At 38.3% G+C, this 12,221-nt stretch carries 9 protein-coding genes; all 9 read right to left on the bottom strand.

Features of this window, described 5'->3' with window-relative positions; translation table 11 throughout:
* Nucleotides 1-63: 63 nt before the first annotated feature.
* The gene (gene cysC, locus L0B53_RS13345) at nt 64-732 is read right to left on the bottom strand and encodes an adenylyl-sulfate kinase (protein ID WP_235060102.1); all 669 of its coding nucleotides are present in this window, start codon (nt 730-732) and stop codon (nt 64-66) included.
* A 20-nt stretch (nt 733-752) separates the two neighbouring features.
* Nucleotides 753-2,561: an SLC13 family permease gene (locus tag L0B53_RS13340; RefSeq protein ID WP_235060101.1), complete on the bottom strand. Its 1,809-nt coding sequence runs from the start codon at nt 2,559-2,561 to the stop codon at nt 753-755.
* Nucleotides 2,562-2,712: 151 nt separating this feature from the next.
* Nucleotides 2,713-4,134: a sulfate adenylyltransferase subunit CysN gene (cysN, locus tag L0B53_RS13335; protein ID WP_235060100.1), complete on the bottom strand. Its 1,422-nt coding sequence runs from the start codon at nt 4,132-4,134 to the stop codon at nt 2,713-2,715.
* Between the two features lies 1 nt (nt 4,135).
* Complete coding sequence (cysD, locus tag L0B53_RS13330; protein WP_235062253.1) at nt 4,136-5,062, bottom strand: sulfate adenylyltransferase subunit CysD; 927 nt, start codon at nt 5,060-5,062, stop codon at nt 4,136-4,138.
* 327 nt (nt 5,063-5,389) lie between these two features.
* Complete coding sequence (gene cobA, locus L0B53_RS13325) at nt 5,390-6,388, bottom strand: uroporphyrinogen-III C-methyltransferase (RefSeq protein WP_235060099.1); 999 nt, start codon at nt 6,386-6,388, stop codon at nt 5,390-5,392.
* 78 nt (nt 6,389-6,466) lie between these two features.
* Complete coding sequence (locus tag L0B53_RS13320; protein ID WP_235060098.1) at nt 6,467-7,258, bottom strand: phosphoadenylyl-sulfate reductase; 792 nt, start codon at nt 7,256-7,258, stop codon at nt 6,467-6,469.
* Nucleotides 7,251-8,972, bottom strand: a complete 1,722-nt coding sequence (cysI, locus tag L0B53_RS13315) for an assimilatory sulfite reductase (NADPH) hemoprotein subunit (protein WP_235060097.1) — start codon at nt 8,970-8,972, stop codon at nt 7,251-7,253. The genes L0B53_RS13320 and cysI overlap by 8 nt, the downstream gene beginning before the upstream one ends.
* Entirely contained in the window at nt 8,972-10,879 is a 1,908-nt protein-coding gene (locus L0B53_RS13310) for an assimilatory sulfite reductase (NADPH) flavoprotein subunit (RefSeq protein WP_235060096.1), read from the bottom strand. The genes cysI and L0B53_RS13310 overlap by 1 nt, the downstream gene beginning before the upstream one ends.
* Before the next feature lie 317 nt (nt 10,880-11,196).
* Nucleotides 11,197-12,159: a lauroyl-Kdo(2)-lipid IV(A) myristoyltransferase gene (gene lpxM, locus L0B53_RS13305; protein ID WP_235060095.1), complete on the bottom strand. Its 963-nt coding sequence runs from the start codon at nt 12,157-12,159 to the stop codon at nt 11,197-11,199.
* Nucleotides 12,160-12,221 lie beyond the last annotated feature (62 nt).

The following is a 12,221-nucleotide window of genomic DNA, read 5'->3' as shown; positions in this document are numbered from 1 at the left end:
AATTATCTAGTTATTTAAAAACACTGAAATTTTTAACGATAAAAGTTTCAGTGTTTTATCCATCTACTGTTCGATGACGAATTCAAGTAATCCCCTATCCTCTAAGTAATTAACGACGTCCTTTGCTAACTGATCAACATTTTTATTTCCACTCTCTAATCTAATTTCTGGATTTTTAGGTGGCTGATAAGTTGAATCTATTCCAGTAAAAGCACTGACTTGCCCCTTTCTCGCCTTCTGATATAAACCTTTAGGATCTCGCTGCTCACAAATGTCTATCGGTGTATCGACAAAAATTTCAATAAACTGCCCTGCACTCAGTTTATTTCTCACTGCTAGACGATCAACGCGAAAAGGTGAGATAAACGCAGCCAGTACAATTAATCCCGCATCAACAAATAACTTACCGGTTTCTCCCACTCGACGAATATTTTCCGTTCTATGTTGATCCGAAAACCCTAAATCACTGTTTAAGCCATGTCTAACATTATCACCATCTAACAGATAAGTTCGTACACCTCGGCGATACAATTCAACTTCCACCGCATTAGCAATGGTTGATTTACCTGACCCACTGATACCCGTAAACCACAATAATGCAGATTGATGCTCATTGAGTTGAGTCCGATTTTTCTGAGAAATTGAACTTTGGTGCCACACCACATCAGGTGATTTTTTTTGTCTATCAGGGAATTGAGCTTTATCATCAGTTATTTGTAATTCAGTTAGCATTGATTAGACTTCCTTTATTATTAAGTAAGAGGGAGATAGAAATAGATAGTAGTAATTGCAGTGATGCTATAAACAATACTGACAGGCAACCCAACCTTAATAAAATCCCCTAAACTATATTCCCCCAGATTAAAAACCATTAAATTTGTTTGGTAACCATAAGGCGTAATAAAACTGGCGGAACCACCAAAGGCGATAGCCATAATAAAGGGCATTAAATTCAGTTGTAAAAGCTCAGATACAGCAAAAGCAATCGGAAACATCAATGCAGCTGCTGCATTATTCGTCACTAACTCTGTTAATATTAAAGTACAAAAAAATATCGTACAGAGTGCATAAAATGGCTCAATGGTATTGATTGTTTCTAAGTAATGTTGCGATAAAAAAGTGATAAAATGGTTATTTTGCAAGCCATAAGAGAGACCAATTGCCGAGGTGATAATTAACCATAAATTAATTGGCAGACGACGAATCAGCTCATTAATAGAAAAAAGTCCGAGTAACAACATCATACTGATATACACTATCAGCCCTTTAAACAGAGGAACAAGACCCAGTGCGGCTAAAAAGATTGAAAAGAAGAAACCGACAACGGTAAACAACTCTTTAAAGCCTGACAATTTAGTCTCTGTTGCTAGATCAGAGAGTAAAATAAAGTGTTGATTAAATTTAGGTTGTTGGTAAAACTCTCGCTGTTTCGTCGATGTCTCTCTCTTTTTCTTCTCTCCAGTTTTTGCCTTTTTTGTTGGCAACGTTTGCTTAGCTAATACTAGATAGTCTCCATCACATAATGTTTGATCGTGTAATTTTCCTGAGATTTGCTCACCATCTCGCTTTATTGCAACCACTGCCGCGTTGAATTTGTTTCTAAAATTTGAATTCTCTAACGTTTTACCAATTAAACTACTGCTCGGCCTAATGATCACTTCGATTAAATTATCGAGATCTAAACCTTCACTACCTGCAAAAAGTGAAATACCATCAAAATGGTCAAGTTGGTTCAATTTCGTCACATCGCCATTAAAAATTAGCTTATCATTAACCTGCAAAGCTTCACTCATATTCACAGGATAGATCGTCTGATTCTCTCTTGAGATTTCGACCAGAAAGAGAGACTCTAAATGCTTTAGCCCTTTTCTTTCTATGGTTTGTCCCACTAATGATGAATTCTGTTCAACTCTCGCCTCAATAACATAGTTCTGATGTGATAATACCTCTGGAGATAAAAGCGGTTGATCAATATCGGGCAGCCTATTTCTTAATAAATATAAAACGATGCCACAAGAAACAACAACGGCAAGACCAATAACGGTAAAGTCAAAAAACTTTAAAGAAGCTTCACCTTTCTCCTCCATTAAGCTATTAACGATTAAGTTGGTCGAGGTGCCAACTAACGTTAATGTTCCCCCTAAAATTGCGGCAAACGAGAGCGGTAGAAGTAGCCGACTCGCATTGTGGTACGGATTGTTTTTTAAGGGAATTAACAGTGTTGAAACGACCGCTGTATTACTAAAAAATGCCGAGCTTAATGCGGTTAAACCGAACATTCTTAGCCATGTCGATTCAAAGTTAGGCTTAATAATCACTTGAGCAATTAAGTTAAGGCAACGGGTTTTTTCTAAACCAATAGATGCAATTAGCAGTAAAATTAAAGTCAACACCCCTTGATTAGATGCACTTAAAATCAGCTGCTCGGTAGAGATTTGATTAGTCATATAGAGGGTGATTAAAGAGATGCCAAATACCGTCGCAGGTTGTTTTTGAAATCGGATCAGACAAATAATTGTCAGGATAAACAGGGTTAAGACAAACAATAAACTTAATGACATCGATGTTCTCCACTCCCAGTTGAATACTCATTTTATAAGTTAGATTAAGCTTAAGTTAGTTAATCAATTTAATGTTGAATTGCAGAAGTCTCCCTACAACTCAACATTCAGATGCATCATTTTATTTAAACTTGTTCTAATGTAACTGGATCTAATTTAAATTTTTGGCTTGCCAATGAGGAAAGTGCTGGCAAATTAACGCATTCAACTCCAACTCAAATACCGAATAATCAGTTGTTTGCGAGTGTTTAACGTCAGCACCATCAATGCCAGCTATTTCACCAATAACCATCGCAGCACCAACAGTGGCATTGGATAAACGATCGATAATAATAAACGAACCTGTTTGTCTATTTTGATGGTAGTTATCAATCTGTAGAGGCTCATTAAAGGTGAAGTGACAGCGTCCAATCTCATTAAGCCCTAACTGTGCCGCTTCATTTCGCTCCATAGTATTAACATCGGTGGTATCAACCACTTTAGTCACAACACCGATGGTCGAGTGACTTCCCGCTTTAATAATATACTCCCGATCTGGATGAAGTGGTTGCTCTCCCATCCAAACCACATCAGCAGCAATGTCAAAGGTTGAAATCGGAGTACGGCTCTGATGCGCTAACATATCTCCACGGCTAATATCAATTTCATCTTCTAACGTTAAAGTAATCGCCATACCAGCATGAGCTTGCTGTAAACGACCATCAAATGTGACAATATCTTTTACCTTACTGCTTTTCCCTGATGGCAGCACTGTAATGTTATCACCAACTTGAATTTCACCAGATAACACCGTGCCACAGAACCCTCTAAAATCCAGGTTTGGACGATTGACATATTGCACAGAGAAACGAAAATCTTGCTCTTTTGCCCCTTTTATCTGAATGGTATTCAAAAGCTTCATCAATGGAGAGCCTGGATACCAACTCATATTTTCACTGCTATTAACAACATTGTCGCCATGAAGTGCAGAGATTGGGACAAAACGAATATCTTCAATTTCTAACTGACTAGCAAACTGACGATATTGCTGTTTAATTTGTTGATAGACCTTCTGATCATAACCGACGGCATCCATTTTATTGACCGCTACAATCAGATGCTTAATTCCCAATAGTGAGCAGATATAAGAGTGACGGCGCGTCTGTACTTGCACTCCATGTCGAGCATCAATTAATATAATGGCTAGATCACATGTTGATGCACCTGTGACCATATTACGGGTATATTGTTCATGCCCCGGGGTATCTGCAATAATAAATTTTCGCTCTTCCGTAGAGAAATAACGATAGGCAACATCAATGGTAATCCCTTGTTCACGCTCTGATTGCAAACCATCAACCAATAACGCTAAATCAAAATCAAGATCCGTGGTATTAAACTTTTTTGACTCATTTTCAATGGCGGCCATCTGGTCATCAAAGATCATTTTGCTGTCGAATAATAGACGACCGATTAGGGTCGATTTACCGTCATCAACGCTGCCACAAGTAATAAAACGGACAAGCTCTTTTTGCTCATGACGTTGTAGGTAGTGCTCAATATCTTGTGCGATTAATTCTGAACTGTGTGACATATTAAAAGTATCCTTCCATCTTTTTCTTTTCCATTGAACCTGACGCATCGCTATCGATGACTCGTCCTTGTCGTTCTGAAGTCGTTGTCAGTAGCATCTCTTGAATAATATCGGTTAAACTTGTTGCTTGTGACTCAATCGCCCCTGTTAATGGGTAACAGCCTAAGGTCCTAAAGCGCACCATTTTCTGTTCGATTTTCTCACCCTCTTCAATCGGCATCCGTTCATCATCAACCATAATCAATGTACCATCACGCTCTACCACCGGCCGTTTATCCGCAAAATAGAGTGGCACCATCTCAATTTGTTCTTGGTAGATATATTGCCAGATATCTAATTCAGTCCAGTTAGATAGCGGAAATACACGAATGCTTTCACCTTTGTCTATTTTTGAGTTATAGATATTCCATAATTCTGGACGTTGATCTTTCGGATTCCAGCGATGTTTTGAATCTCGAAATGAGTAAACCCGTTCTTTAGCGCGTGATTTCTCTTCATCACGGCGAGCACCGCCAAATGCCGCATCAAAACCGTGTTGATTCAATGCCTGTTTTAATCCTTCTGTTTTCATAATATCGGTATGCTTTGCGCTACCGTGATCAAAAGGGTTGATATTCATCTCCATGCCACGAGGGTTCTTATGGACCAATAAATCAAAATCGTATTTTTTAGCTAAGCGATCTCGAAACTCAATCATCTCTTTAAATTTCCAATTCGTATCAATATGCAACAATGGAAATGGGATCTTGGCGGGATAAAATGCCTTACGCGCTAAATGGAGAAGAACTGAAGAGTCTTTACCTATAGAGTAAAGCATCACAGGATTATCAAACTCAGCAACCACTTCACGCATGATCGCAATAGATTCGGCTTCTAATGCTTTTAAGTGAGTCCATGTTTTCGTTTTCTCTATTTTGGAATTGTCCATTTTAACGTTATCGGCTCTCGACTCATCCGTTAATGACAAATCAACGGCTGTTGAACTTTCGATTGGTTCTATCTGTGTCATTGATTGTTGTTCCATGTCCATCACCTTTTTCCTATTTGAAATGACGCTTTAATATTCGTTATTTACTATTAATCGCATTGATTACCATAAATAGAATATTTAAATTTTTAATGCAGAAATCCTTATGAATTAAAATAACCTTAATTCATCCATTAGTTTTATTTCAACTTCATATATTTAATCTAGATACACTTAAACTTTATATATTCAAACCCTATATATTTAATAATGAGAATAATAAAATCTTTAATTAACTAATTCAGCTTCAACTTCATGCTTTAATTCTCTATCGGTATTAAACCAATTTAAATCATCGGATAATTTAACCACATCTCCGATAATCACAATCGCGGGTGAGTTAACTTGTTCCGCAAGAGCTGATAACTGATTTAATTGACCTTTAACCACCCTTTGGCTCTTTAATGTCCCATTCTCAATCAGTGCAATGGAAGTATTGGATTTTAAACCATGCTTGATTAATGCCTGTTCGATTTTTACTGCATTGGGTTTTGCCATATAAACAACCAACGTCTGTTTACTATTCGCAAGACGTTGCCAATCAGCCTCTATTCCTCCTTCTTTTGCATAACCTGTCACAAAAGCAACTGATTGTGCATAATCTCTATGGGTTAATGGTATTCCTGCATAAGTCGTACAACCTGATGCTGCCGTAATACCAGGCACCACTTGAAAAGAAATCCCTGCTTTAACGAGATCTTGTAACTCTTCCCCACCACGGCCAAAAATAAAGTTATCACCACCTTTAAGACGAACGACCTTTAATTTTTGTTGAGCCAGTTCGATTAAAGTTTGATTTATTTTATCTTGAGGCAAAGAGTGAAAGCTTGCTCTTTTGCCCACATGTATTAAACGGGTATTGATTGGAATTAAATCTAACACTTGTTGAGAAACTAAGCGGTCATGTACTACCACATCCGCTTGTTGCAAAAGTGCCAGTGCATGAAGTGTTAATAATCCAGCATCACCAGGGCCAGATCCAATCAAAACAACTTCGCCCGATTTTATATTACGACCATTCACCGCTTGATTAATTAAATCTTGTTTTGATGATGCATTATTAATAAAAATAGGAAATTTTATTTCACCAATATAGTGACGAAACATTGCCCATAAAGAGATGGGCTCAGCCACTCCTTGCTTACTTATTAAGTTATTTTTCTGGCTCTTATTTCTATTTACCTTTTGATTAAAAGCCTGACTAAAATAAGTGATACTGTTTTTCATCGAATGATTCCTTATTCTGTGAAATGAGGTATATACCTTTTTTACATGAAATATAGACCCTTCATACTTGAAGTAAAATTAAATCCCACTACCACTCTGTTCATCATGTAAGCCACACTCTCTCTTCAAACCAAAAAACCGCGTATCTTCTTCACTTTCACCTAATTGCAAAGGACGAGAGGTATGAGTATCACCCACTGAAACATAGCCCTTTTCCCATAATGGGTGAACAGGAAGATCATATTGTGCTAGATAATCAAAAACTTGCTTATTACTCCAATCCACAATCGGTAATAACTTAAACCGTCCTTTTTGTAGTGAAAGAACAGGTAAAGTTCCACGACTTGATGACTGTTGTCGACGTAAACCAGAAAACCATGTTTGACCATTTAATTCCTGAAATGCACGCTCCATTGGTTCGACTTTATTTCGATTATTATACTCCGAAAGCCCTTCAACGCCTTGTTGCCAAAGCTGTCCATAACGAGCCTCTTGCCAAGCAGGAGATAGCTCACTTTTATAGATATGAAGATTCAAACTTAATTTATCGGTTAATTGATCAATGAGTTGATAAGTCTCAGCAAATAAGTAGCCCGTATCTACCACGATGATTGGCATTGTCGCGTTAACCTTAGTCACTAAATGCAGCATTACCGCTGATTGAATGCCAAAACTAGAACTCAAAACTTGATGATTTGGCAAGTATTTCACTCCCCACTCAACTCGCTCTTGAGCGGTCATTTTTTCCAGCGTTTGGTTAATTTCATCGAGTTTCTGTTCTGATATATCAACAGACAACAGTTCATACCCAGCATCAGACTGTTGAGCTTGAGAAATAAAAACATCATTATTTAAGGCTGAATTATGCATGGAAATCCCTCTTTGCTATTACCACTTCACTCACTACTTTTTCACGAATAACAAAGTCACCAAAACATTCACCTTTATTGCCATTTGCGCTCCACTGTTCGACTAACTGATCAAGATAATCGAGGATCTGTTGTTCGCTTTGATTTTCTTTTACCAATTTGGGTATTCGTGTCCCAATTAAATTGCCACCAAGATGTAAATTGTATTTACCTGGCCCTTTACCGACTAAACCCACCTCAGCCAACATCGCGCGTCCACAACCATTCGGGCAACCTGTTACTCTGGTGATAATCGGCATCACTGCTTGATGTTTTTCGAGTATTTCTTCAATTTTGGTAACAAACTTAGGCAGCATTCTTTCCGCTTCTGCCATTGCTAATGGACATGTTGGCAGTGAAACACACGCCATTGATGATTCACGTTGTGAACTGACTTCGGAATCTAATAGACCATGTTTAACCGCTAACGCCTCAATTTGTGGACGTTGATCTTCACTAACACCTGCGATAATTAAGTTTTGATTCGCCGTTAAACGAAAATCCCCTTGATGTATTTTTGCAATCTCTCTCATTCCTGTTTTTAAAGGACGACCGTCATAATCTAGCAAGCGTCCATTTTCGATAAACAGTGTCAGATGATGTTTACCATCAATACCTGCACTCCAACCAAATTGATCACCTCGAGTGGTAAACTTATACGGTTTTATTGGCGCAAATTGAATATTGGCTCGATGCTCAACTTCTTGTTTAAAGGCATCGACACCCACACGATCTAAGGTATATTTGGTTTTAGCATTCTTACGATTGGTACGGTTACCCCAATCTCGTTGAGTACTGACTACCGCACCAGCAACGTCTAATACCGACGCCAATGGAATAAAGCCAAACTCATCAGCACAACGAGGATACGTTGCTGTATCACCGTGAGTCATCGCTAAACCACCACCAACAAGTACATTAAAACCGACTAACTTTCCTTTCTTGGCAATCGCCACAAAGTTAAGATCATTGGCGTGTAGATCAACATCGTTATTTGGCGGAATAACGACGGTGGTTTTAAATTTTCTTGGTAGATAACTTTGACCTAAAATTGGCTCTTGATCGGTCGTTTCAACCTTTTCCCCATCTAACCAAATTTCGGCATAAGCACGAGTTTTAGGCAATAGGTGCTCACTAATCTTTGCTGCCCATTGATAAGCTTGTTGATGCAATTCCGACTCAATTGGGTTTGAGGTGCAAAGGACATTTCGATTGACATCCCCCGCCGTTGCGATTGAGTCAATGCCAATACGGTTTAATGTTTGATGCATCAATTTAATATTTCGCTTTAACACACCATGAAATTGGAATGTCTGGCGAGTGGTTAATCGAATAGAGCCGTAAATGCTGTTTTTTTCAGCAAATTCATCAATCGCCAACCACTGTTTAGGCTGAATAATACCGCCAGGCAGACGAGCGCGTAGCATAACGTTCTGTAACGGTTCCAACTTTTGATCGATACGCTCTTGACGAATATCGCGATCATCTTGCTGATACATACCATGAAAGCGAATTAATTGAGAGTTATCACCTAAAAAACCGCCGGTCATTTGCACGTCTAAATCTTCTTTTATCGTCCCTCGTAAATAGTTACTTTCAGATTTAAAACGTTCATTGTCAGCTAACTTTCCATCTAGTGGCCATTGATAGATCACCTGTTCTTTCTGCTTTTCCATTAGTACACATCCTTTTGATATCGACCATTTACTCTCAATTCATCTAACCACTCTTCTGCTTGTTCAGACGTTAGATCCCCTTTAGTTTGTGCAATATTTATCAATTGTTGGTCGACACTTTTGCCCAAAGTCTGTGCATCACCACAGAGGTAGATATAAGCGCCAGATTGAAGCCATTGATATAGCTTTTCGGCTTGCTCTGCTAATTTGTCTTGAACATAGATTTTCTGTTGCTGATCTCGAGAAAAAGCCAAGTCAACATCGGTTAGCAAACCTTGATTAAAATATTGTTGCCATTCCGTTTGATATAAAAAATCTTGCGTGTAGGTTTGATTGCCAAAGATTAACCAATTTTTACCCGTTGCTTGTTCTGCATCCCGCTGCTGCAAGAAGCCACGATAAGGAGCAATACCGGTTCCTGCCCCGATCATAATGATATTCTTATCCGATTCAGGGAGGCGGAAGTAAGGGTTCGGTTCGACAAAGACGTCAACTTGATCATCTTCAACCAATTGATGACAGAGGTAGCTCGATGCGCCACCGAGACGGGTCTCTTGTTGATCTTGCCCCTGATGACTGTTTTCCAATAACCCCACCGTTAAATGAACTTCATCTTCTACCTCACTCTGACTTGAGGCGATCGAGTAAAGTCGTGGCTTTAGAGGAATTAACGCATTGGCAAGTTGCTGAGCATTGAGATGAATTGGATACTCAAGTGCTAAATCAATAACTTGATGGTGATTGAGATACGCTTTTAAACTGGCTTTATCGGCAATTAACTCGGTTAATTTTTCACTCTGCCCTTGAGCTAGCCACCACTTTAATAGCGGGATTGAAATACGAGTAATATCGAGCTTAGTGCTTAATGCATCTCTTAACGTGGTCTTGGTGACCTCGTCTGAATCAGGATCGGTTAACTCAACATTTTCATCAAGTTCTAATCCTAATAACTCAGTTAAACGCCCAATTAATTGCAGATCATTTTTATACCAAACCCCCAAAGCATCACCCGGTTGATATGTGAGCCCAGAGTCTGCTAAATCAAGTTCAATATGACGCGTATTTCGTAAGGAGTCTCGACCGGTGATTTTTTGATTAGCGATAACAGTTGCAGTAACGGTTCCATTAACAGTTGATGCAGTATTTGCTTCGACTGTTTCTTCATCAAGTGAGCCTGCTACACTGTTTTCAACGGAATTATCCCCTGTTTGCTGCGTTTGTCGTAAAGCGTCAACTTGAATACTCTCTTCAAGTTGTTTTAGATATGTCGCTACCCAAGGCTTGGTACTCGTCACATAATCGAGATCAGCATCAATTTTTGGCTTTCCTTCTGTCGCGCCTAAAGCTAAAAAACGTTCAGAAAAATCGCTGGCGGCCTTACAAAAATAATCATAACTAGAATCCCCTAAACCAATCACTGAAAAGGTTAAATGGTCTAAATTAGGCGCTTTACGACTTTTTAATAATTTAAACAACGAGAGTGCGCTATCTGGTGGCTCACCTTCACCATGAGTACTGACAATTAAAAGAAGTTGAGAGATTTTTTTTAATGTTTTTGCTTTCAAATCAGCAATATTGATCAACTCACCATTCAGCCCTTTTTGCTCCACTTGAGAGAGTATTTGAGTGGCTAATCCTTTTGCATTGCCGGTTTGAGAAGCATAAACAATGGTTAACGGCTCAGATCTCAACGGTTGATTACTGGCAAACGCGGCTTGAGCCACTGAATGAGATACCGTAGATTGTTGAGTGCTTATCTTACTAGAGAGATCTTGAGTTATCCCAGCCAAATAACCGCTCACCCAACTTAGTTCAATGGTTGAAGAGTGATTAATTAGTTGTTGGAGGTTATCAACTTGCAATGTTGATAGTGGTGTAATCGCTGCATTTAATTCCGTCTTATTCATGTTGATTATCCGTGTCAAACTGATGGATAAAATATAAACAGAGTCAGTTATAACAACAAATAATTAAAATGGCATTTTTATTCCAAAATGTTATATGAAAGTAAGCTCGCCGTTAACAACTGGATGGAAATAGTCAATATTGATTAATTGCACTGAGCAGAAATAAATCAATATTAGCTTATTTTTCAACATATTAAACGAAAGTAAAGTTTGATTAATTAATACTCTCAATTTTTAATGCCCAAAAAAAACCATCAACAAAAAGATAAAAAATATCTATTGAGTTGATGGTTTTTTTTTACACAATTCAAATTAGATTAGAATTGGTCATATTTTTTATTATAGGGTGTCTTGCCATTATTAGGTCGCGTCTTAAGGAACTTTAAAATCCACATATATTGCTCAGGTTGTTCACCAATATATTTTTCAATCGTTTCATTCATCATTCTGGCATCTTGTTCTTCACTATCCGTAGGGAAAGGAAGTGCTGGATAAAAATCCATCGCAAAACGGCCCGTATAAGGGTCTATTTTAGCAAAAAGTGGCACAATCTCAGCGCGACTCACTTTTGAAATTCGTCCTAAACCCGACATCGTCGCCTTAGTTGTTGCAAAAAAGTCGACAAAAACACTGTGTTCAGCACCTAAATCTTCATCCGGCAAATAGTAACCTAAATAACCATCACGGATTGATTTTATGAAGGGTTTCACACCACCAGAACGCTCATAAACACGACCGCCATATTGCACACGCTGTTTATGCATCATCCAGTCAACCAACTCATTCTTTTGTTTCTTTGCCATTGCAGAAACAGGTAATCCTTTTGATGCTAATAACACGGCTGGAATGTCAATAGCCCAAGTATGTGGAACCAATAAGATCACACTTTTATTCTGTTCACGTAAGGATTTTACATGTTCAATTCCATGAATATCCGTATTTTTAGCAAGCCACTCTTTACTTTTTACCGTTAAGAGAGGGAAAGACATCAAAAAGAAACCCGCCGTCACTAAGGTTTCAAAAACAATTTCTTCACGTTGTTGATGACTCTTTTCTGGGAAGCATAACAGTAAGTTGATACGAATTTTTCGTGCAACCCCCTTCTTAAACTTCATCAAACGTTTTGCTAACCAACGGGAAAGCGATAAACGAGCCTTAAACGGCAGTAATGATAAGACCATTATCACCAAAATGCCTAACCAAGTACCCCAATACTTAATCCTTAAATAGTGCCATGAAAAACGGGGATGGTAGGCTTTTTTATCAAAATTATCGACCATGAATATCAACTCTTTGATTATAAATAAAATACTCTAATGAAAACATACTATAGGCTTATTCA

Source organism: Vibrio sp. SS-MA-C1-2 (genome assembly GCF_021513135.1).
Lineage (GTDB): Bacteria > Pseudomonadota > Gammaproteobacteria > Enterobacterales > Vibrionaceae.
The sequence above is the reverse complement of the archived record's forward strand: the minus strand, read 5'-3'. Positions and strand labels throughout refer to the sequence as shown.

Coding starts and splice junctions, on each gene's coding strand:
- cysC (WP_235060102.1), bottom strand. CDS start 732: ATGCTAACTGAATTACAAATAACTGATGATAAAGCTCAATTCCCTGAT.
- L0B53_RS13340 (WP_235060101.1), bottom strand. CDS start 2,561: ATGTCATTAAGTTTATTGTTTGTCTTAACCCTGTTTATCCTGACAATT.
- cysN (WP_235060100.1), bottom strand. CDS start 4,134: ATGTCACACAGTTCAGAATTAATCGCACAAGATATTGAGCACTACCTA.
- cysD (WP_235062253.1), bottom strand. CDS start 5,062: ATGGACAATTCCAAAATAGAGAAAACGAAAACATGGACTCACTTAAAA.
- cobA (WP_235060099.1), bottom strand. CDS start 6,388: ATGAAAAACAGTATCACTTATTTTAGTCAGGCTTTTAATCAAAAGGTA.
- L0B53_RS13320 (WP_235060098.1), bottom strand. CDS start 7,258: ATGCATAATTCAGCCTTAAATAATGATGTTTTTATTTCTCAAGCTCAA.
- cysI (WP_235060097.1), bottom strand. CDS start 8,972: ATGGAAAAGCAGAAAGAACAGGTGATCTATCAATGGCCACTAGATGGA.
- L0B53_RS13310 (WP_235060096.1), bottom strand. CDS start 10,879: ATGAATAAGACGGAATTAAATGCAGCGATTACACCACTATCAACATTG.
- lpxM (WP_235060095.1), bottom strand. CDS start 12,159: ATGGTCGATAATTTTGATAAAAAAGCCTACCATCCCCGTTTTTCATGG.